Raw genomic sequence first — 21,338 nt, 5'->3', positions numbered from 1 at the left:
ACGGTCCGTGATCTTGGCGGAACGGGTCCGTCCGGGACACCATGCCCGGCATGAAGGGTGATCTCTTTTCCAGTCAGCACATGGTGGAGCCGGCCGTCGAGCCGGGCATGACGATCGAGAACGCCAAGTGCGTCCGGTACGCCGTGAACGGCGAGATGCTCGCGCGCCAGGGCGCGATGATCGCGCACCGCGGCAATCTGCGGTTCGAGCGCAAGGGCCAGGGCGTGGGCGGCATGCTCAAGCGCGCGGTCACCGGCGAGGGGCTGCCCCTGATGTCCGTACAGGGCCAGGGCGAGGCCTGGTTCGCGCACGAGGCACAGAACTGCTTCATCGTCGAGGTCGAGCCCGGCGACCAGTTCACGGTCAACGGCCGCAACGTCCTGTGTTTCGACGCCTCGCTGGCGTACGAGATCAAGACCGTGAAGGGGTCCGGCATCGCCGGCGGCGGCCTGTTCAACAGCGTGTTCACCGGACACGGCAGGCTGGGGCTGATCTGCGACGGCAATCCGCTGGTCATACCGGTGTCGCCGCAGGCACCGGTGTACGTCGACACGGACGCGGTGGTGGGCTGGACGGCCCAGCTCCAGACCTCGCTGCACCGTTCGCAGTCCATCGGGTCGATGCTGCGCGGCGGCTCGGGTGAAGCGGTCCAGCTGATGCTCCAGGGTCAGGGACACGTCGTGGTGCGACCGAGCGAGGTGACCCCGCAGAAGGCCCAGCAGCACTGACACCCTCGCGCGGTGATCCACGCCACGCAGGCAACCCCGACGGCCGTACCGACGTCTTGATTCACAACAGTGAAGCCCTGGCCCCTGCGGCCAGGGCACATTTCGGGCGCACTATACACAGCATGTATACACGTCACGTATACACAGGGTGTATATGTGCCATGCGAGAGAGGCACGCATGTACGGCAAGGCATTCGCCCCGGAGTACCAGGGCGCGCTGACCTCCCTGTCCGTGAACTCCTCCCTGGTCGACGTGCTGACCGAGGGCGTCGAACGGCTGCGGGAGGCCGAGCGGTCCGGCCGTCTCGACGAGGAGGCGCGCTGCGGACTGGCCGTCGCCGAGGCACATCGGCGCCTCGGCCAGGTGGAGGACGCCGACCGGGCCTGGAAGGCGAGCTACCGTGCCGCGCGGGCGGCCGGGGACACGGCCGCGATGGCGTGGGCGCTGTGGAGCGGCGGCACCCTGGCCCGGCAGCGCGGCGCGTTCCCCTTGGCCCGGCGGCTGCTGGGGCTGGCGGCAGGCCTCGGCGAGCGGGGCGGGGACGTCGTCGTACGCGGCTACTCGCTGGCCGGACTCGCCGAGACCGGCCGTATCCAGGGTGACTACGCGGCCGTGGGCCGGCTGCACGAGCAACTGCTCGCCGAGGCCCGGCGGCGCGGTGAGGCCCGGCACACGGTGTGGGCGCTGGAGGGCATCGCGCAGATGCATCGCAACACCGGCTCCTACGACCGGGCCTACGAGCTCTTCGAGGAGGCGGCGGGGATAGCGGCGCGGGCGGAGGACCGGCGCGGGCACGCCTGGGCGCTGCGCGGGCTCGCGGACATCGTGTCGGTGCGGGACGGCGACAGCGAGCGGGCCCTCACGCTGCTGTCCGAGGCGGAGCGGTCCTGCCGGACCATGAACCTGTCCAGCGCGCTGGCCTACAACCACAAGATGCGCGGCAACGTCTACTACCGGGCCGGGCGTTACGCCGAGGCGCGGACGATGTACGAGCTCGCGCTCACGGAGTTCCGCGCGATGAGCGAGCCGCGGGGGGAGGCGCTGGCGCGGCTCGGCCTGGCCAAGTCGCTGGCCCGGCTGGGCCGTGACCGCGCCGAGACGGCGGCCGAACTCGCCGACCTCGCGGACGTGCTGGAGCGGGCCGGTCTGCGGCACGCCCGGGAGATGGTGACCAGGGCCCAGGCCGAGTTCGGCGTCGCGACGGAGGCCGTCCGATGACCGTGCTCGCGCCCGTCGCCGCTCCCCCGCAGGTCCTCGTCCGCTGCCGGGATCTGGTGCGGCCGGCACTGGCGACGGCGGTGGGACGACTGCACCCCTGGGTAGGCGAGATGGCGGGGTACGCGTTCGGCTGGTGCGAGGCAGGCGGCTCCCCCGCCGCCGCCCCCTCCGGCAAGGGCGTCCGGCAGGCGCTGGCGGTGCTCGGCGCTGAGGCGGCCGGCGCACCCGCCGAGCGCGGGGTTCCGGCGGCCGTCGCGGTGGAACTGGTGCACGCCTTCTCGCTGGTGCACGACGACATCATGGACGGTGACGCCACCCGGCGCGGCCGCCCGGCCGTCTGGCAGGCGTACGGCACCGGAGCAGCCGTACTGGCCGGTGACGCCCTCTTCGCCCTCGCCGTCGAGACCCTGGCCGGCGCTCCCGGCGGCCCCGGGACCCTGCGGCTGCTGTCGGCCGCCCTGGCGGACCTGGTCCACGGGCAGGCGGACGACCTGCTGTTCGCGGCGCGGCCCTGGACCGACGTGTCCGTGCGGGAGTACCGGACGGTGGCCGAGCGGAAGACGGGCGCGCTGCTGGGGTGCGCCCTCGCGCTGGGCGCCGCGCTCGGCGGCGCGCCCGACGCCACGGTGGCCGCGCTGGACATGGCCGGACGCCATCTCGGCGTGGCGTTCCAACTGGTCGACGACGTCCTGGGGATCTGGGGCGACCCGGCCGTCACCGGCAAGCCCGTGCACGGCGATCTGCGGGAACGGAAGAAGACGTATCCGGTGCTCGCCGCGCTCGGATCGCCCGCCGGAACCCGGCTCGCCCCCCTTCTCGACACGCCGGCCCGCGCCGCGGAGGCGGCCGTGTTGATCGAGGAGGCGGGCGGACGCGCCGCCGCGCTCGCCGAGGCCCGCCGGCACACCGCCCGGGCCGAGGCGCTGCTCGCCGGGCCGTCGCCCGCGTCGGCCGAGTTGCGCGGCCTGCTGGACTTCCTGGTGCGCAGGGACCTCTGAACCGTGTTGACCTGCGCCGTGTCCTCGGGTCAGGGTGCGAGTGGCGCGGTCTCCACCCCCGCGCCGGAAGGGTGAACCGCCTTGATCGGCATCTCGGACATCGAAGCCGCGGCACAGCGCATCGCCGGGCACGTCGTACGCACGCCCACCGTCCCGAGTCCGGGGCTGGCGGAACTGCTCGGCGTCCCGGTGACCGTCAAGCTCGAACTCCTCCAGCGGACGGGCTCGTTCAAGGCGCGCGGGGCCACGGCGAAACTGCTGTCGCTCACCGAGGCCGAGCGCGCGGCGGGTGTGGTGGCCGTCAGCGGCGGCAACCACGGCATCGCCCTCGCGGTGATGGCCGCGGCCCTCGACGTGAAGGCGACCGTGGTGATGCCCCGCACGGCGCCCGCCCGGTCGATCGGGCTGGTGGAGGAGGCGGGGGCGTCGGTGCGGCTGACCGACGGCATGAACTCGGCGTTCGAGCTGGTGACGCGGTTGCGGGACGAGGGGCTGACCCTGGTCCACCCCTTCGACGACCCGGTGGTGATCGCCGCGCAGGGCACGGTGGGCCTGGAGTTCGCCGAGGACGCGGACGAGCTCACCGATGTGCTCGTCAGCATCGGCGGCGGGGGACTGATCGCGGGGGTGGCGGCGGCGCTGCGCGCCCGGCGTCCGCACGTCCGGGTGTGGGGGGTGGAGACGGAGGGTTCCGAGACCCTGTCCGAGGCGCTGGCGGCGGGCGGCCCGCTGCCGGTCGCGGTGTCGTCGATCGTGACGACGCTCAGTGCCCCGTCGGCGTCCCGGTTGACGTACGACCATGTGTCGGCACTGGTGGAGGACGTGCTGGTGGTCCCGGACCGGGAGGCCGTGCGGGGCAGTCTGCACCTGGCCGAGCACGCCAAGGTGTGGGCCGAGCCCGCCGCCGGCTGTCTGCTGCCCGCTGCCCGGCAGGTGCTGGAGCGGGTCGGTGACGGCGCCCGGCTCGGCCTGGTGGTGTGCGGGGGCAATGTGACCCATCGCGAGATCGCGGAGTGGAGCGACCGCTTCGGGCTGCGCTGAGCGGCGGACCGCAGCCGGGCTTCTACCGTCGGTTACCCGCAGGTCGCAGCCCGGTCACCGGCCGTTTTCCTCAAGTCCCCGGTAGGGGACGCCAATTGAATAAAAGGCAAGAAGGGACTTCGAGTTGCAGATTCTTTGAACAAACCCGGGCGGCTCCCGCGTACCACTGGGCAAAGACGAGGCAGGGGTTCCAGCGAGGGATGACGATGGTCAAGGCGCATGTCTCCGCACAACAGTTGGCCGCCGGCCGGTACCGGCTCCTCGAGGTCGCCGACCGCGAGCCGAACCGCGTCAGCTGGTACGCGGAGGACGTGCAGACCGAACGTCCACGTCTGGTGACCCAGACGGTGCTCCCCGACGCCCTCACCGACGACGTGGTACGCCGGACGACCTCGCGCATCCTGCGGACCTCCGAGGTCCTGGGCGCGCTGCGGCCGGGCCGGGTCGCCATGGTGATCGACGCCTTCGTGGAAGCGGGCACGCTGTGGACGGTCACGGAGCTGATCGACGGCACACCGCTCAGTGAACTGCTCGTCCGGCAGACCCCGTTCGGCTTCGCACAGGCCGCCCGGATCACCCTCGACGTGCTCGACGTGCTGGACGGCGCACACGGCGAGGGCTACACGCACGGCGAACTCAGCCCCGGCCAGATCTTCGTCCGGGACGAGGGCCCGGTGGTGATCACCGGGTTCGGCCTGGCGGGCACGACACTGGCCCCCCGGGTCACCGCACCGTCGTACGCCTCGCCGGAGCAGGCCAGGGACGAGCGGATCGGCCCGGCCGCCGACCTGTGGGCGCTCGGCGCGATCCTCTACACGATGGTCGAGGGACGGCCGCCGTTCCGGGACCGCGGCCGGTCCGACGCCACGTTGAAGGGCGTGGACCGGCTGCCGCTGCGCACACCGCTGCGGGCAGGTCCGCTGACCCAGGTCGTCCAGGGGCTGCTGCGCAAGAACTCCCGTGAGCGGCTGAGCCGGCCGGTGGTCCGCCAGGCGCTGACACGTGTGGTGAACGACGACCCCGGCGCGATCGGGGAGCCCGCCCCCGTGCCCCGGCTGCGCGGCGCCTATGTGGCGGCGCGGGCGTCGGGGTGGAGCCGGACCACGATGATCGGGGGGACCGCGCTGGCCGTGGTGACCGTGTCGGTCGCGGTGCTCGCCGCCACCCAGGGACTCCCGGGCGTGGACTCCTCGGGCGGCCCGGCGCCGAGCGCCACCGCGACGGCCCCGGACCCGGGCGACCGCACGGACGGCAACGCCCCCGCCGCGTCGCCCTCCCCGTCCGCCCGCGCTTCCGCACCCCCCTCTCCCTCGAAGACGGCGCCGTCGCCCTCCCCGTCGGCCACGGCCGGTGCCCTGCCCGCCGGGTTCCACCGCTACACGGCCCCGGAGGGCTTCTCCGTGGCGCTCCCGACCGGCTGGAAGCGCCTCGACACCGCCCGGGACGACGTCGCCTATCGCGTCACCTTCGGCCCGGGCGGTGACGACCCGCGGACGCTGGCGGTCACCTACAGCACCCAGGCGGGCCCGGACCCGGTCGCGATCTGGCGGGACGACGTGGAGCGGGGGCTGGAGCAGCTGGACGGCTACCGGCGGATCGGCGGGATCGTCGCGACCACCTACCAGGGGTACAAGGCGGCGGACATGCAGTGGCTCACGGGCACGGGCGCCGACCGGGTGCGCACCTTCGGCCGGGGCTTCCTGCTGGGCGGCGGCCGCAGCTTCTCGCTGCGGTTCACGGCCCCCGCCGCCACCTGGAACGACGCCGCGACCACCCTGGCGCAGAAGACGTTCCTGGCCACGTTTGCGCCGATATAGGCTGCCCGTCGGTACGTCAGCCCGGCAGCTTCCAGGAGTGTCCTCCGTGACCCTAGCGATCGACCCGTCCCGGACGTCCAGCGCCTCCCCGGCTCCCCTGTCCGACCTCGTGGCGCGGGACGCCCGGGAGTTCGGCGCCTATGTGCGCACCGGAGGCTGGACGTTCGGGCTGATGGTGGCCCGCAGTGTGCGACCGGGAGGGCAGGGCGCGGACGAGACGCCGAAGGTGTCGGCCAAGGAGTTCGCCGAGCTGGCCGGCTGTTCCCCGGAGCGGGTGATGCGTTACTACAAGGCCTGGGACAGGGCCGCCGACGACGGTGTGGTCCCGCACTTCGAGGCTCTCGCCCCGGGCCAGGAGGCCGAACTGCCGGACTCCGACGTCTGGCTGGACTACTACGTCTCCCGCAACAGCGCGACGTCCGAGCGCGGCACCGCGATCAGCCAGGCCGCCGAGGCCGAGGGCATCCGGCCCACCAAGGCCCTGGAGGTGGCCGAGAACCCGACCGCCCTGCGGGCCGCGATCCTCGCCGACCCCTCCACCGCCCGCGCGGCCCGCTCGGCCCTGCTGGACCGCATCAAGGAGGACCCGGACCTGCAGACGGTGCTGGCCCGTGACGTGGTGCGCACCGCCGACCTGAAGAGGGCCGTCGCCTCCGAGAGCCGCTCGGCCGACCGCATCGGATACGTCCGCCAGATCGCCGAGTCCGGACAGATCAGGACACCCGCCGGGCAGACGGTCGAGGCCCCCGTCGAACTGCGGCAGGAGGCCGAGCGCCATCTGTCGCTCCTCGACGAGCTGGACGAGGACGAGGACACCGGCGAGTGGGCGACCGAGGCCTACGACACCATGAAGAACCTGGTCGTCGAGACGGTCGAGACGGACCCCGAACTCCGCGTCCAGGAGCAGCGCACCCGCTTCTACAGCGGCCTGCAGAAGGCGACCAGGGCGTTCGAGGAGCTGACCTTCGACGACGCCCAGGACTTCTACGAGGACGACATGGTGCGGCGCCTGGAGGAACTCCAGCAGGCCATCGGCTCCTGTCTGGCCGCACTGCGCGGAGGCAAGCGCCCTTCCTCGGTGAATTCCGCCGCGGAATCCGCTCACGATTGAGCGATTCTCATGTGAGAGGGGTACTAGAGGGCACCAAGCCGATCGTTCTCGGAGGTCTCTCGCGTGAACCCCATCGTGCACAGGACCCTGGTGGTGCAGCTACGCGCCGAGGGCACGGCCCGCTGCCCCGTCCTCGCCCATCTGTCGTACGACGCCGAAGACCCGTTCGCCGTCACCGCGCTGTTCACCCTGGACGGCCGGGTGCTCGCCCGATGGCGACTGGACCGGGAGATGCTGAACGAGGGCCTGAGAGAGCCGGTCGGGGCCGGCGACGTACGGCTGCGTCCGGTACGGCAGGGGCGCTGGAGGGAAGTACGGATGGACTTCCTCGGCGATCCCCTGCCCGGCGGCGAACGGCACCACGCGGTGGTGTTCGCCTGGGCGCCCGCGCTGGCGTCGTTCCTGAGCGACACGTACATGGCCGTCCCGCCCGGGCGGGAGGAGATCCGCGTGGACGACCTGCTGGCGGAGATCCTCGCCACCGGCTGAGCAACCACGGTGCCCGGCTGAGCAGGCGTACTCATGCCCGGGCCCGCACGCCGCGGCCACGATGGTGCTCCCACGAGGAGGAGTCCGCCATGACCGCAGTGCACCCCGCCCCGCGCCCCGTCCCGCACCGTGTGCCGCCCCGGGTTCCGCCCGCCCTGTACGCCGGGGTGGTGGCGGCCGGCATGACCGTGTCGGCGTGGGGCGCCCGGGACCGTACGACCTGGTTCCTGGAGACGGTGTGGGTGCTGGTCGGCCTGCCACTGGTGGCGCTGACCTGGCGGCGCTTCCCGCTGACGGGACTGCTGGCCGGGCTCCTCACCGCGCACGCGCTGGTGCTGGCCGTCGGCGGCCACTACACCTACGCCGAGGTGCCGGTGGGCGACTGGGTGCGCGACACCTTTGAGCTGTCCCGTAATCCCTACGACCGCTTCGGCCACCTCATGCAGGGGTTCGTACCGGCGGTCCTGGTCCGTGAGCTGCTCAGCCATACCTCACCGCTGCGCGGCAGCCGCTGGCTGGCCTCGCTGACGGTGTGCACCTGCCTCGCCTTCAGCGCCTTCTTCGAGCTGCTGGAATGGCTGGCCGCCGTGATCGGCGGGCACGGCGCGGACGCCTTCCTCGCCACCCAGGGCGACGTCTGGGACACCCAGTGGGACATGTTCTGCGCACTGGTCGGGGCCACGGTGTCGGTGCTGCTGCTGAGCCGGGCGCACGACCGTCAGCTGCGGGCCCTGGAGGCGGCTCAGCGGGTGGTGTGACGGTGCCGGGACCACAGCGGCAGGCCGTACCAGCACACCAGGTACCAGGCGACGACGGCCGCGACCACCCAGGTCACATCGCTGCCGCCGGTGGCGACCCGAAGGATCAGCACCAGCGCGGAGGCCATGGTGGTCAGCAGCAGGAACAGCCCGGTCTGGGTCAGCCTGGAGGCCAGCCGCACCGCCTGCGGCTTGACCCGGCGGCCGGCGAGCAGCCGGTGCAGGGAGACCGGGCCGATGAGGGCGCCGGTGGCCGCGGCGCCCAGGACGACGGTCACGATGTAGATCGTCCGGTCCACGTCGGAGAGGTCGGCGTACTTCTGCTGGAACACCACCGTGAGCAGGAAGCCGAAGAGGATCTGCACGCCGGTCTGGGCGACGCGCACCTCCTGGATGAGGTCGCCCCACATCCGGTCGGCACGCTCCTCCTCGCTCTCGTCGCGCCCCTGCCGCCGCTCCTGGTCGGTCATGGGGAGCGTGTAACCATCGGGCCCGCCGTTCAAACCGGCGGGCCCGTCGTCCCAATGACCCGGTCCGGGCTACCAGCGGCTCTCGACCTGGTCCTTGATCCGGCGGTCGTAGAGGTCGCGGATGGCGGTGACCGTCTGTGCCGGCAGCTCCGGGAGCTTGGCGGCGGCCGCGTTGCCGCGGGCCTGCTCGGCGTTGCGGGCGCCCGGGATCACCGTGGTCACACCCGGCTGCCCGATGATCCAGCGCAGGGCGAGCTGAGCCGGCGTGTACCCCTCGGGGGCGAGCGCGGCGAACTCCGCGGCGGCCTCGACGCCCGTCGTGTAGTCGACGCCGGAGAAGGTCTCGCCCTGGTCGAAGGCCTCGCCGTGCCGGTTGTAGGTGCGGTGGTCGTCGGCCGCGAAGACGGTGTCCTTGGTGTACTTGCCGGACAGCAGACCGGAGGCGAGCGGCACGCGCGCGATGATGCCGACGCCGGCCTCCTGGGCGGCCGGCAGGACCTCGCGCAGCGGCTTCATGCGGAACGGGTTGAGGATGATCTGGACGCTGGCCACGCCCGGGCGGGCGATCGCGGTGAGCGCCTCCGCGCAGGTCTCGACACTGACGCCGTAGGAAGCGATGCGTTCCTCCTCGACCATCGTGTCGAGGGCGTCGAACACCTCGTCCGAGGAGTAGACCGGGGTCGGCGGGCAGTGCAGCTGGACCAGGTCCAGCCGGTCCACGCCGAGGTTGCGGCGGGACCGGTCGTTCCACGCGCGGAAGTTGTCCAGGACGTAGTTCTCCGGGATCTGGTCGACCCGGCGCCCCATCTTGGTGGCCACCATGACATGCAGATCGGGCCTGCCGCGCAGGAAGGCGGCGATGGTCTGCTCGCTGCGCCCGTCACCGTAGACGTCGGCGGTGTCGAAGAACGTCACCCCCGACTCGGCCGCGGCCTCCAGAACGGCCAGGGCCTCCTTGTCGTCCACGTCGCCCCAGTCGGCGCCCAGCTGCCAGGTGCCGAGGCCGACGACGGATGCCAACTGCTGCGACCTGCCGATTACACGTTCGTCCATGCGGCCAGTCTGCCACCCACCGCCGACAACGGTGTCAGGGGTCTGCCCTGCCTGGCGGAACCCGGGTCTCGGGCCGGTCACGGACCTCCCTTGCCCGGCCGCTCCGCGGACCCTGACCAGGGCGTCAACTGGGCCTGGACGGCCGGGCCGTAGCGGTCGGCGAGGTCGTCGATCGCGGAGTCGCGCAGCCTTGGGCCGCGGGCGATGCCGTACATCACGCCGAGGCCGATGAGCTGGGCGACGGCGAGTTCGGCGCGCAGTCCGGCGTCGGGGCCGGTGAGCCGGGCGGTCACGCGGTCGACCACCTGGGCGCGGAAGTTGGCGCGCAGCACGTCTCCGTGGTCGCCGTGCAGGGGGGCGAAGACGATCCGCAGCAGCGGGTCGGCGCCCCGGTCGCGCTGGCCCTCCAGGACGTGCCGGACCATGTGCCGGCCGAGGTCGTCCAGGGGTGCGTCGAGCAGGGCGGCCGCGTCGGTGTCGAAGGACATCACGCGGGCGAACAGGCTGTCCTTGTTGCCGAAGTACTTGAGGATCAGCGGCGCGCTGACCCCGGCGCGGTCGGCGACGTCCTTGAGCGTGATGTCGGCGTGCGCGTGCCGGGCGAGGAGGTGGCGGGCGGCCTTGAGGATGGCGGCCTTGGTGGCCTCCGCGTCGCGGCGGGCGGGGGCGGGCGCGGAACCGGCGCCGGCGTCGGGTCGGGTGCTCACGGCACTCATGCTCCCTCCAGCGCGTCGTCCCGGGCGCCCCGGGTGCGGGCCTTGGCGCGCGGGGCGTCGTCCGTGGCCTTGTCCCCGGGTATGGACAGGGCTGCGGCGCTGGCGGCGAGGGCGATGACGCCGGCCATCGCGAACGCCAGCAGATAGCCGTGCAGCGTGGGCAGCTGGGCACCGCCGACGAGGCTGGTGTGATGGGTGAGGACGGCGGCCACGGCCGCGCTGGAGGTGGCCTGGCCTATGGTCCGCATGAGGACGTTCACGCCGTTGGCGGAGGCGGTCTGGCCCGCCGGGACGGCCCGCAGGATCAGCGTGGGCAGCGCGGAGTAGGCGAGGGTGGTGCCGGTGGCGACGACGGTGGCGCCCAGGATGATCATCCAGAGGTCGCGGCTGTCGGCGATGCGCACCGCGTAGCCGCAGGCGATGACGGCGGCACCGAGGGCGAGGGTGACGCGCGGGCCGCGCGAGGCCGAGATCCGGGCGGAGAGCGGCGAGAACAGCAGCATGGTGATGCCGCCGGGGAGCAGACACAGGCCGGTGGCGACGATGGACAGGCCCAGGCCGTACCCGGTGGCCTTCGGCGCCTGCACCAGCTGGGCGGTGACCAGGGAGTTGGCGTAGAAGGCGAACCCGGTGAGCAGCGCGGCGACATGGGACAGGCCGACCCGGGGCCGGGAGACCAGATGCAGGTCGACCAGGGGCTGCTCGGTGTGCAGCTGCTGCCACCACCACAGGGCCAGGACGAGGACGGCGGCGGCGAACAGTCCGAGCACCCGCGGGCTGCCCCAGCCCCACTGGCCGCCCTGGGAGACGCCGAGCAGCAGGCAGGTCAGCGCGACGGCCAGGCCGAGCGCGCCGAGCACGTCGAACCGCCCGGGTTCGCGCACCGGTGACTCCCGCACGGCCCACCACACGGCCGACACGCCCAGCGCCCCGAGGAGGCTGGTCAGCCAGAACATGGTGTGCCAGTCGTAGTACTGCACCACCAGCGCGGCCAGCGGCAGGCCCAGCGCGGCGCCGATGCCGACGGTGGAGCTCATCAGCGCCACCGCCGATCCCCGCCGCTCGGGCGGCAGTTCGTCGCGCAGGATGCTGATGGACAGCGGTACGACGGAGGCGGCGGCGCCTTGCAGGGCGCGGGCGACGATGAGCACCGTGATGTCGGACGACAGGGCGCACATCACGGAGCCCACGGTCATCAGCGCGAGGGCCCCGGTGAGCACCCGGCGCTTGCCGTACATGTCGCCGGCCCGGCCGAGCACCGGGGTGAGCACGGCTCCCGCGAGCAGGGTCGCGGTCACCATCCAGGAGACCGCGCCGGCCGAGGAGTGGGTGAGCCTCGGCAGGTCCGGGAGCAGAGGGACGACCACCGTCTGCATGACGGCCATCAGGATCCCGCCGAAGGCCAGTACCGGGATGGTCAGCCGCTCCCGCAGCCGGGGCGGTGCGAGGGACGAGCCCGAGGGGCCGGCTGTCGGGGCGGGGTGGTCCATCGGGGCTCCTGCGTGCGGCACAGATATGAAGGTGAATACGAATTCACCCTATCGAGTGAATCGCCTTTCACCAACTCGTGCCGCCCTCGACGGGCCGCCGCGGCGCGCGCTCAGGACCGGGAGTGCAGGGCGCGCGCGGCGCGTGGCCCGGCCCACCTCTTGAACCGGCGCAACACCTCCAGCCGTCCGGCCGCCTTGTCGATCCCGTAGTAGATCTGCGGGGGCACGTACGGCAGCAGCGGCGAGTGACGCTGCCCGAGCAGGGCGAACATGCGGTGCGCCGGGAGGTCGATGTAGCGGGGCAGGTTCTCGTACCACTGGGCGCTGAGCCGGGCGGCGCTCTGGGCGGAGACCAGTTCGGCCCTGCGCTGCCGTTCGTAGGCGACGAGGGCCTGCGGTACGGCCCCGTGCCTGCGCAGGGCGTCGGCGAGGCACATCGCGTCCTCCAGCGCGAGGGTGGTGCCGGCGCCGATGGAGTAGTGGGTGGTGTGGGCGGCGTCGCCGAGCAGGACGAGGTTGCCGTGGTGCCAGGTCCGGTTGGTGACCGTGCGGAAGGTGGGCCAGGCGGTCGCCGAGGAGCCGCCGATCAGCGGCCGGCCCTCCAGGATGCCGGCGAACAGCTTCTCCAGCAGGGCCAGTTGGTCGGCCTCGTTCAGAGTGTCGAGGCCGAGGCCGGTGAGGGTCCGGGGGGCGCACTCGATGACGCAGGTGCTGTGCCCGTCGTCGTAGGGGTAGCCGTAGCACCAGACCCAGCCGTGCTCGGTCTCGGCGAAGGCGAAGGTGAAGGAGTCGAAGACCTTGGCGGTGCCGAGCCACACGTAGTGGTTGCGGCCCTCGGTGGCCTCCGCGCCGAGGGCGTCGGCGTGCCGTGCGCGCAGGGCGCTGTGGATGCCGTCGGCGGCGACGACCAGGTCCGCCTCGGGGAGGTCGTCGGGCGTGATCTCGCTCTCGAACTCCAGTCGTACGCCGAGGGACCGGGCGCGGGCGGCGAGGATCTCCAGGAGGCGGTGGCGGCCGATGCCGTGGCCCGGGTCGCCGGGCCGCCGGGTGACCTGGTCGCGGACGTGGGCGACGCCCTGGTTCCAGCGCACCGAGCTCTCCTCGACGGCACGCGCCGACTCGGGGTCGTACGTGTGCAGCCGGTCCATCAGGGCACGCCAGCAGGTGACGCCCCAGCCGTAGGTCGAGCCTTCGGGGTTGCGCTCATGGACGGTGATGTCGTGGGACGGATTCTGCCGCTTGAGCAGGATTGCCAGATACAGGCCTGCGGGCCCGCCTCCGACGCAGACGACCTTCACACGCACCCCCGGAAACTACCGAATGTGTTCAATTGGCACCGCAGGGTAGCAACGGAGGCGGGCCGGCCGGGTTTTCGGATCACGCCAGATTGACGGCGTGAGCCACGCCACCCGGGCAGTGGATCGTTGCGAAAGATCACCGGAAACACCCTCGACCCGGCAAGGAATTCCCCGTTCCGGTACATGCGACCCACCCGCCGCAGCAAGATCATCTTTGTTAAATCTTGTATGACATGTAGTCAATTGTCCTGATCGTAGCCAACCCGATCCGGGCGATTTCTCCCACTCGGAAACCGGCGGATAGGCATACGGAGTCATCACCCGCACCCAGCACAGGAGCATCCGTATGCCCGAACTCACCCGGCGTCGCGCACTCACCGCCGCGGCCGCCCTCGCCGCGACGGCTGGCACCACGGCCCTGATCGCCTCCGGCACCCCGGCCGCAGCTCACCCCCAGGAGGGAGCCCTCGAACCCTTCGACGAGGTCTACAAGGGCCGCCGGATACAGGGCCGTCCGGCGGGCACGGACGGCACGGGCGGCATGGGGAACATGGGCGGCACGGGCGGTCACCACCACGGACACGGCGCCGGCTACGTGGTGTCCGTGGACGGGGTCGGGCTGCACGTCATGCGGAATGCGGACGGCAGCTGGATCAGCGTGGTCAGCCACTACGAGCCGGTGCGCACCCCGCGTGCCGCCGCCCGCGCCGCGGTGGACGAGCTGCAGGGCGCGCCACTGCTGCCGTTTCCCGCCAACTGACCACCCGCGCAAGGACTTCCGGAGTTCCGAAGCACATGACCATACGCAAGAACCAGGCCAGTCTGTCCGCCGACGAGAAGCGGCGTTTCGTCGCCGCCGTCATCGAGCTGAAGCGCAGCGGCCGGTACGACGACTTCGTGCGCACGCACAACGCCTTCATCATGTCCGACACCGACGACTCGGAACGCACCGGCCACCGTTCGCCGTCGTTCCTGCCCTGGCACCGCAGATTCCTGCTCGACTTCGAGCAGGCGCTGCAGTCGGTGGACTCCTCGGTGGCACTGCCCTACTGGGACTGGAGCACCGACCGCACCGTCCGTGCCGCGCTGTGGGCGCCGGACTTCCTCGGCGGCACCGGGCGCAGCTCGGACGGACGGGTGACCGACGGGCCGTTCGCCGCGGCGGGCGGGAAATGGCCGCTCAACGTCCGGGTGGACGGGCGTACTTATCTGCGCAGGGCGCTCGGGACGGGCGTGCGGGAGCTGCCCACCCGGGCCGAGGTCGAATCGGTGCTGGCCATGCCGACGTACGACATGGTGCCCTGGAACAGCGCCTCGGACGGCTTCCGGAACCATCTGGAGGGCTGGCGCGGGGTCAATCTGCACAACCGGGTCCACGTCTGGGTCGGCGGGCAGATGGCCACCGGGGTCTCCCCCAACGACCCGGTGTTCTGGCTGCACCACGCCTTCATCGACAAGCTGTGGGCCGAGTGGCAGCGCCGGCATCCGCAGTCGGCCTACGTGCCGGGCGGCGGGACGCCGGACGTCGTCGACCTGAACGAGACGATGAAGCCGTGGAACGACGTGCGGCCGGCGGACCTGCTCGACCACACGCGGTTCTACACGTTCGACGCCTGAGCGCCTCTGATCAGGCGTCCGCCGTTCGGCACTCCGGGTGGCCCCAGCTCTGCCCGTTCTTCGCGATCGGCTCACCCGCCGCGTAGGAGCGGCCGCACAGGCAGCGGCCGGGGAACTTGGCCTTGATGGTGCGCGACGAGGCGCCGCCGGCGGCGCTCTTGCGCGGTGCCGCCTTGCGGCGCGGGGCCCCGGCGAAGGCGGCGGAGGTCGGCGAGGGCGGCGGTACCGGGGAGCCGAGGGCGCTGCCCGCGGCCTCCTGGGCCGTCGCCGCCTGGCTGGCCGCGCGGTCGGCGAAGTCGTTCAGCGGGTCGCCGTCCACCTGGTGGGCGGGCACGTACCGGAAGTCGACCGTGCGGCCGTCGAGGAGCGCGTCGATGCGGACCACCAGGTCCTGGTTGGCGACCGGCTTGCCCGCCGAGGTCTTCCAGCCGTTGCGCTTCCAGCCGGGCAGCCAGGTGGTGACCGCCTTCATGGCGTACTGCGAGTCCATCCGCACCTCGAGCGGCACGTCCGGGGCGACGGCCGTCAGCAGCCGCTCCAGCGCGGTCAGTTCGGCCACGTTGTTGGTGGCCTTGCCGAGCGGGCCGGCCTCCCAGCGGTCCGGAGTCGCCGCGTCGTCGGACACCACCCAGGCCCAGCCGGCCGGTCCCGGGTTTCCCTTTGAAGCCCCGTCGCACGCGGCCACCACTCGTTCACGCATGGGCCCGATCATGCCACGGCCGGCCGGGGCCCCCGGCCGTGGCCCGGGTCCGCCCTGGTCAGACGTCCTTGACCGAAGGCTGCTCGCCCTCGGTGGTGGTGATGTCGATCACGGAGAAGTTGGCGCCCTGCGGGTCGGTGAGCGCCGCGAACCTGCCGAAGGGGCTGCTCATCGGGCCGAAGCGCAGCACCGCACCCTGCTTGACGGCCTTGGCGACGGCCTCGTCGCAGTCGTCGACGGTGAAGTAGACATTGATGTACGAGGGCACCTCGGGCGGGAAGTCGTCGGTCATCCCCATCCGGCCCAGGACCGTGTTCCCGCCCACGTCGAACATCCGGAAGTCGACGTTGTCGTCCTCGACCTGCCGGGCCGTGTAGGAGAAGACGGCGGTGAAGAAGGCGTCGGCCTTCGCGGGCTCGCGGGTGAAGACCTCCGCCCAGCAGTAGGCGCCGGGCACCGCCGTGGCCTCGAAGCCCTCGTGGACGCCGCCCTGCCAGATGCCGAACACGGCGCCGCTGGGCTCGCGCGCCAGGCACATCGTGCCGAAGTCGCCGACCTGCATCGGCTCCATCAGCACCTCGCCGCCGTTCTCCCGGATCCGCGCGGCGACGGCCGCCGCGTCCGGCGAGGCGAAGTACAGACACCACTGCGACTGTCCCTCCTGGCCGGGCATGGGCGGTACGACGGCGGCGACGGCCTTGCCGTTCGCGTAGGCCTGCGTGTAGTTGCCGTACTCCGACGCCGACTCGCCGAACGTCCAGCCGAGGACCTCGCCGTAGAAGCTCTTGGCCCCCTCCAGGTCGCTGAACATGGCGTCGGCCCAGCAGGGGGTTCCTTCGGGTTGTACCGCCATGCCCGCGGCCCTTCCGATCGCACGGATTCTCCCGGTTCCTCACGCTAGCCATCCGGCGGACCGCCCGCGCGCCGAACACCGGACTCCGGCGGACACTGGGAAGGACGACCGGGTGGCCTTCGGCGGACGGGGCACGGCATGGCGGACGTGATGCGGGCGTGGACGGTGGAGCGGCCCGGACCGGTGGAGGCGGATCCGCTGCGCCTGGTCGAGCGTGCGGTACCGGCCCCCGGGGCCGGTGAGCTGCTGGTCCGGGTGCGCGCCTGCGGGGTGTGCCGGACCGATCTGCATGTCACGGAGGGCGATCTGCCCGTCCACCGGCCCGGGGTGACGCCCGGGCACGAGGTGGTGGGCGAGGTCACGGGCCTGGGGACCGGGGTGGCGGACTTCGCGGTGGGCGACCGGGTGGGGGCGGCCTGGCTGCGGCGCACGGACGGGACCTGCGCCTACTGCCGGCGGGGCGCCGAGAACCTGTGTCCGCACTCGGAGTACACCGGCTGGGACGCGGACGGCGGCTACGCGGAGTACACGACCGTGCCGGCGGACTTCGCCTACCGGCTGCCCGGCGCCGTGGACGACGTGGCGCTCGCCCCGCTGCTGTGCGCCGGGATCATCGGCTACCGCGCGCTGCGCCGGGCCGCGCTGCCGCCGGGCGGCCGGCTCGGCCTGTACGGCTTCGGGGGCAGCGCCCACCTGTGCGCGCAGGTGGCGCTCGCGGAAGGCGCGACCGTGCATGTGCTGACCCGGGGTGCCGAGGCCCGCCGGCTGGCCCTGGAGCTGGGCGCGGCCTCGGCCCGGGGTGCCTCCGAGGCGCCGCCCGAGCCGCTGGACAGCGCCGTCCTGTTCGCACCGGTCGGCACTCTGGTGCCGGTCGCGCTGCGCGCCCTGGACCGGGGCGGGGTGCTGGCGGTGGCGGGCATCCACCTCAGCGACGTACCGGCGCTGAACTACGAGCGGGAGTTGTTCTACGAGCGGGAGCTGCGCAGCGTCACCTCCAACACCCGGGACGACGGGCGGGAGTTCCTGGCCCTGGCCGAACGGCACCAGGTGCGCGCGACCACCCACGCCTACCCGCTGTCCGAGGCCCCGCGGGCCCTGCGGGACCTGAAGGCCGGGCGCTTCGACGGGGCCGCGGTGCTGGTCAACGACCTTTCCTGAGTCCAACCCGCGCCGCACCCGGGCACCGGAGCGATCAACGGCGCACGATCAGGAGACACCACCTTTTCCACCCCGGACATCGGGTTTGCACAACCAAGGCGCGCAACCGCCCCTTTCACGCCGTACCCGTAGATCACCACGGCTGTTTGGCTGGTCCTGGCGCAGCGCCACCTCGCACACCACCGACCCTCCGGGTCACCTCTGTTCGCCTCTCTGCTGGAGGGAATGTGTCCACACCGGACAGCGTCATCGGTTCCGCCGTCGACGAGCCCGAGCCGGATCCGACCACCGACGCGGAGCTCACCAGTCTGAGCACCCGGGCGGCGCGTCAGCTCGCCACGACCACCAAGTCCGAACCGCAGATGCAGGCCATCACCTCACGATGGCTGCTGAAGACGCTGCCGTGGGTGGACGTGAAGGGCGGCGCCTACCGGGTCAACCGGCGTCTCCAGCTGCGCACCGGACGCGGCCGGGTGAGCTTCGAGCAGAACGGCGGCGACGACATCCGGGTCATCCCGGGAACCCTCACCGAGCTGCCCGTCCTGCGGGGTTACGGCGACCTGGACGCGCTGACCCAGATCGCCGAGCGGTTCCAGCCCCGCGAAGTACGTGCCGGCCAGGTGCTGTTCGAGGCCGGACAACCGGTCACCGAGACCTACCTGGTCGTGCACGGCCGCTTCATCCGGTTCGCCACCGGCAAGTACGGCGAGGAAGAGGTCGTCGGAGTCGTCACGGACGGCGACCAGATGGGCGACGAGGCGGTCGGCCAGACCGACCCGCTCTGGCTCACCTCGGTCCGGGCCGAGACGGCCGGGGTGGTGCTGGCGCTGCCCTGGACGGTCGTCGAGGAGATCATGGACCGGGTGCCGTCGCTGGGCGCGCATCTCCAGGCGTACGTCGACCGGCAGCGGCTGCCGATGAACCGCAAGGGCGAGGCCGAGGTGCCGGTACAGGCCGGCCACCGGGGCGAGCCGACCCTGCAGGGCGGCTTCGTGGACTACGAACTCGCGCCGCGCGAGTACGAGTTGTCGCTCACCCAGACCGTCCTGCGGGTGCACTCCCGGGTCGCCGACCTCTACAACAACCCGATGGACCAGACCCAGCAGCAGCTGCGCCTCACGGTCGAGGAGATCCGTGAACGCCAGGAGTGGGAACTGGTCAACAACCGGGAGTTCGGGCTGCTGCACAACATCGACTACGGGCAGCGGATCAGCTCCTTCACCGGCCCCCCGACACCGGACGACATGGACGAGCTGATCTCCATGCGCCGCAAGACCAAGGTGATCCTGGCGCATCCCAAAGCGATCGCGGCGTTCTTCCGGCAGTGCAACCGGCGCGGCCTCGTGCCGCCCAGCGCGAACATCGACGGGCACGAGATCCCGGCCTGGCGCGGGGTCCCGATCTATCCGTGCAGCAAGATCCCGGTCAGCGACGACCACACCAGCAGCATCATCGCGCTGCGCACCGGCGAGGCCGACCAGGGGGTCATCGGCCTCTACCAGACCGGCATCCCCGAGGAGTTCCAGCCCGGCCTGAACGTCCGCTTCATGGGCGTCAACGAGCAGGCCATCGTCAACTACCTGGTCACCGCCTACTACTCGCTGGCCATCCTGGTCCCCGACGCGGCCGGGATCCTGGAGAACGTCCAGCTCGGCCGCACCGCCGACTGACGGCCTGGAGCACAGTCATCATGACCACACCCACCACCTCCTACGTCCCGCCCGGGCCGCCGAGCATCGCGCGGAGTCTGCTCCCGGCCAGGCGTACCGGGGCGGTCCCCGGACTGCACTACCGTCCGGCGGTGCCCGCCGACCCGGCGAAGGCCGCCGAACTCGACCTCCGCCTGGAGACCTGGGCACGGGAACTCGACCTGTTCCCGGAAGCCTGGAAGGGGGACTTCTCGGGCTTCCAGTTCGGCCGGGCCGTCGTACTCCAGCATCCGGGCGGTCTCGACCTGGACCGGCTCACCGTCGCCGGCAAGCTGCTGCTCGCCGAGAACATCGTGGACTCCTGCTACTGCGAGGAGGACGAGGGGCGCGGCGGCTCCCGGCGCGGGCTCGGCGGCCCGCTGATCATCGCCCAGTCGGCGCTCGACCCGTACCACGGCGTCCCGGAGCTGGAGGAGGAGTGGCGCGAGGGCATCCGGTCCGACGGTCCGCTGCGCTCGTACCACTTCGCCCTCGCGGAGTTCGCGGAGTTCGCCACCCCCAGCCAGACCGACCGGTTCGTGCACGACGTCGCCCGGCTGCACCTCGGGTACCTGGGCGAGGCCGCCTGGATGGAGACCGGGTACATGCCGCGGGTCTGGGAGTACCTGGTGATGCGGCAGTTCAACAACTTCCGGCCGTGTCTGTCGATCGTGGACGCGGTGGACGGCTACGAACTGCCCGAGCCGCTCTACGCCCGCCCGGAGGTCCAGCGGATCACGGCGCTGGCCTGCAACGCGACCACGATCGTCAACGACCTGTACTCCTTCACCAAGGAGCTGGCGAGCGATCCGGACCACCTCAACCTGCCCCAGGTGGTGGCCGCCAACGACCGGCGCGGGCTGAAGGCGGCCTATCTGAAGTCCGTCGACATCCACAACCGGATCATGGACGCCTTCGAGGAGGAGTCGGCCGCGCTGGCCGCCGGCTCGCCGCTGCTCGCACGCTACGCGGAGGGCCTCGCCGCCTGGGTCTCGGGCAACCACGAATGGCACTCCACCAACACCAACCGCTACCACCTGCCCGACTACTGGTAGCGGCGGGTCCATCCGCACCACCCGCACCACCGGCACCACCCGAAACACCGTCAGAAACACTTCGAGGAGAACCTGTTGACCACTGCGCCTGTCGCTCGGAAGACCACCACGTCAGCCCCGGTACCGACCCAGTCCAGGTACCAGAACAGCGTCGCGGAGTACTGGAACGCCGAGGAGAACCCGGTCAACCTCGAACTCGGAAAGATCGACGACCTCTACCACCACCACTACGGCATCGGTGAGGCCGACTGGTCGGTGCTCGACGAGACCGACCCCGAACTGCGCAGGGAGCGCGTCACCAGCGAGCTGCACCGCCTGGAGCACGCGCAGGCCGAGCTGCTCGCCGGGCATCTGGGACCGCTCACCGCCGACGACCGGGTCTTCGACGCCGGCTGCGGCCGGGGCGGCGGCAGCATCGTGGCGAACCTGCGCTACGGCTGCCACGCCGACGGAGTCACCATCTCAGCCAAGCAGGCCGGCTTCGCCAACGACATGGCCCGCAAGCGGGAGGTCGGCGACAAGGTCCGCTACCACCACCGGAACATGCTGGACACCGGCTTCGAGACCGGCGCGTACGCGGCCTCCTGGAACAACGAGTCCACGATGTACGTCGAGCTGGAGCTGCTCTTCGCCGAGCACGCCCGGCTGCTGCGCCGCGGCGGCCGCTACGTCACCGTCACCGGCTGCTACAACAACGCCTACGGGCAGGCCTCGCGCGAGGTTTCCCTGATCAACGCCCACTACATCTGCGACATCCACCCGAGGTCGGAGTACTTCCGGGCGATGGCGAACAACCGGCTGGTGCCGGTCCATGTGGAGGACCTCACCGAGGCGGCCATCCCGTACTGGGAGTTGCGCAAGCAGGCCGACCACCTGGTCACGGGGATCGAGGACGCCTTCCTCACCGCGTACAAGAACGGCAGCTTCCAGTACCTGCTGATCGTGGCCGACCGGGTCTGACCCGGGACGGCGCGGGCGCGGGGGGGGGGGGGGGGGGGCCGCCCCGCCGCGGCCGGGGGGGGGGAGGGCGCCGGCGGCGGTGTTACAGGGGGGGGGGTTGAGGAGTGGGCAGGCGGAGA

At 71.9% G+C, this 21,338-nt stretch carries 21 protein-coding genes; 14 read left to right on the top strand and 7 right to left on the bottom strand.

Features of this window, described 5'->3' with window-relative positions; all coding sequences use genetic code 11:
- Positions 1 to 50 precede the first annotated feature (50 nt).
- The 8 genes from ACFXI4_RS37210 (at position 51) to ACFXI4_RS37175 (ending at position 8,161) form a co-directional block, all read left to right on the top strand.
- Entirely contained in the window at positions 51 to 728 is a 678-nt protein-coding gene (locus tag ACFXI4_RS37210; RefSeq protein ID WP_384999831.1) for an AIM24 family protein, read from the top strand.
- A gap of 178 nt (positions 729 to 906) precedes the next feature.
- Complete coding sequence (locus ACFXI4_RS37205) at positions 907 to 1,947, top strand: tetratricopeptide repeat protein (RefSeq protein WP_384999828.1); 1,041 nt, start codon at positions 907 to 909, stop codon at positions 1,945 to 1,947.
- Positions 1,944 to 2,945: a polyprenyl synthetase family protein gene (locus ACFXI4_RS37200; RefSeq protein ID WP_384999825.1), complete on the top strand. Its 1,002-nt coding sequence runs from the start codon at positions 1,944 to 1,946 to the stop codon at positions 2,943 to 2,945. The genes ACFXI4_RS37205 and ACFXI4_RS37200 overlap by 4 nt, the downstream gene beginning before the upstream one ends.
- 81 nt (positions 2,946 to 3,026) lie before the next feature.
- Positions 3,027 to 3,986, top strand: a complete 960-nt coding sequence (locus tag ACFXI4_RS37195; protein WP_384999822.1) for a threonine/serine dehydratase — start codon at positions 3,027 to 3,029, stop codon at positions 3,984 to 3,986.
- Positions 3,987 to 4,186: 200 nt separating this feature from the next.
- Positions 4,187 to 5,803 carry a serine/threonine protein kinase gene (locus tag ACFXI4_RS37190; RefSeq protein WP_384999819.1) on the top strand — a complete coding sequence of 539 codons (1,617 nt, stop codon included), beginning with the start codon at positions 4,187 to 4,189 and terminating at the stop codon, positions 5,801 to 5,803.
- 46 nt (positions 5,804 to 5,849) lie between these two features.
- Entirely contained in the window at positions 5,850 to 6,914 is a 1,065-nt protein-coding gene (locus ACFXI4_RS37185) for a hypothetical protein (protein WP_384999817.1), read from the top strand.
- A 63-nt stretch (positions 6,915 to 6,977) separates the two neighbouring features.
- Positions 6,978 to 7,403: an SsgA family sporulation/cell division regulator gene (locus tag ACFXI4_RS37180; protein WP_384999814.1), complete on the top strand. Its 426-nt coding sequence runs from the start codon at positions 6,978 to 6,980 to the stop codon at positions 7,401 to 7,403.
- Between the two features lie 89 nt (positions 7,404 to 7,492).
- Positions 7,493 to 8,161: a DUF2238 domain-containing protein gene (locus ACFXI4_RS37175; RefSeq protein ID WP_384999811.1), complete on the top strand. Its 669-nt coding sequence runs from the start codon at positions 7,493 to 7,495 to the stop codon at positions 8,159 to 8,161.
- On the opposite strand, the gene ACFXI4_RS37170 is transcribed toward ACFXI4_RS37175, so the two are convergent.
- The 5 genes from ACFXI4_RS37170 to ACFXI4_RS37150 all read right to left on the bottom strand — a co-directional run bounded on the left by ACFXI4_RS37170 (position 8,146) and on the right by ACFXI4_RS37150 (position 13,194).
- Entirely contained in the window at positions 8,146 to 8,631 is a 486-nt protein-coding gene (locus ACFXI4_RS37170; RefSeq protein WP_384999808.1) for a DUF6328 family protein, read from the bottom strand. The genes ACFXI4_RS37175 and ACFXI4_RS37170 overlap by 16 nt on opposite strands.
- A gap of 69 nt (positions 8,632 to 8,700) precedes the next feature.
- Entirely contained in the window at positions 8,701 to 9,684 is a 984-nt protein-coding gene (locus tag ACFXI4_RS37165; RefSeq protein ID WP_384999805.1) for an aldo/keto reductase, read from the bottom strand.
- A 77-nt stretch (positions 9,685 to 9,761) separates the two neighbouring features.
- Complete coding sequence (locus tag ACFXI4_RS37160; protein ID WP_384999802.1) at positions 9,762 to 10,400, bottom strand: TetR family transcriptional regulator; 639 nt, start codon at positions 10,398 to 10,400, stop codon at positions 9,762 to 9,764.
- Complete coding sequence (locus tag ACFXI4_RS37155; protein WP_384999799.1) at positions 10,397 to 11,890, bottom strand: MFS transporter; 1,494 nt, start codon at positions 11,888 to 11,890, stop codon at positions 10,397 to 10,399. The genes ACFXI4_RS37160 and ACFXI4_RS37155 overlap by 4 nt, the downstream gene beginning before the upstream one ends.
- A 110-nt stretch (positions 11,891 to 12,000) precedes the next feature.
- Entirely contained in the window at positions 12,001 to 13,194 is a 1,194-nt protein-coding gene (locus ACFXI4_RS37150) for an FAD-dependent monooxygenase (RefSeq protein ID WP_362721984.1), read from the bottom strand.
- Between the two features lie 340 nt (positions 13,195 to 13,534).
- Here ACFXI4_RS37150 and ACFXI4_RS37145 point away from each other — a divergent pair, with 340 nt between their 5' ends.
- The gene (locus ACFXI4_RS37145) at positions 13,535 to 13,948 is read left to right on the top strand and encodes a tyrosinase cofactor (protein WP_384999795.1); all 414 of its coding nucleotides are present in this window, start codon (positions 13,535 to 13,537) and stop codon (positions 13,946 to 13,948) included.
- A 35-nt stretch (positions 13,949 to 13,983) separates the two neighbouring features.
- Positions 13,984 to 14,805, top strand: coding sequence for a tyrosinase family protein (locus ACFXI4_RS37140; RefSeq protein ID WP_384999792.1), 822 nt, complete (start codon positions 13,984 to 13,986; stop codon positions 14,803 to 14,805).
- 10 nt (positions 14,806 to 14,815) lie between these two features.
- Here the strand turns inward: ACFXI4_RS37140 and ACFXI4_RS37135 are convergent, their stop codons facing one another.
- Both ACFXI4_RS37135 and ACFXI4_RS37130 read right to left on the bottom strand, forming a co-directional pair.
- Positions 14,816 to 15,517 (bottom strand): ribonuclease H, encoded by a 702-nt coding sequence (locus ACFXI4_RS37135; protein ID WP_384999789.1) that lies wholly within the window; start codon positions 15,515 to 15,517, stop codon positions 14,816 to 14,818.
- A 46-nt stretch (positions 15,518 to 15,563) separates the two neighbouring features.
- Positions 15,564 to 16,358 carry a VOC family protein gene (locus ACFXI4_RS37130; protein ID WP_384999786.1) on the bottom strand — a complete coding sequence of 265 codons (795 nt, stop codon included), beginning with the start codon at positions 16,356 to 16,358 and terminating at the stop codon, positions 15,564 to 15,566.
- A 150-nt stretch (positions 16,359 to 16,508) separates the two neighbouring features.
- Between ACFXI4_RS37130 and ACFXI4_RS37125 the strand changes: the two genes are divergently transcribed.
- The 4 genes from ACFXI4_RS37125 (at position 16,509) to ACFXI4_RS37110 (ending at position 21,219) form a co-directional block, all read left to right on the top strand.
- Positions 16,509 to 17,516 (top strand): zinc-binding alcohol dehydrogenase family protein, encoded by a 1,008-nt coding sequence (locus ACFXI4_RS37125; RefSeq protein WP_384999909.1) that lies wholly within the window; start codon positions 16,509 to 16,511, stop codon positions 17,514 to 17,516.
- 227 nt (positions 17,517 to 17,743) lie between these two features.
- Entirely contained in the window at positions 17,744 to 19,186 is a 1,443-nt protein-coding gene (locus tag ACFXI4_RS37120) for a family 2B encapsulin nanocompartment shell protein (RefSeq protein WP_384999783.1), read from the top strand.
- Between the two features lie 20 nt (positions 19,187 to 19,206).
- The gene (locus ACFXI4_RS37115; protein ID WP_384999779.1) at positions 19,207 to 20,259 is read left to right on the top strand and encodes a family 2 encapsulin nanocompartment cargo protein terpene cyclase; all 1,053 of its coding nucleotides are present in this window, start codon (positions 19,207 to 19,209) and stop codon (positions 20,257 to 20,259) included.
- Positions 20,260 to 20,334: 75 nt separating this feature from the next.
- Positions 20,335 to 21,219, top strand: a complete 885-nt coding sequence (locus tag ACFXI4_RS37110; RefSeq protein WP_384999776.1) for a geranyl diphosphate 2-C-methyltransferase — start codon at positions 20,335 to 20,337, stop codon at positions 21,217 to 21,219.
- Positions 21,220 to 21,338 lie beyond the last annotated feature (119 nt).

It is taken from the genome of Streptomyces sp. NPDC059224, assembly GCF_042754285.1.
In the GTDB taxonomy this organism is placed as follows: Bacteria; Actinomycetota; Actinomycetes; order Streptomycetales; family Streptomycetaceae; genus Streptomyces.
Note: the sequence above shows the minus strand (reverse complement) of the source record. Positions and strands in the feature narration are given on the sequence as shown.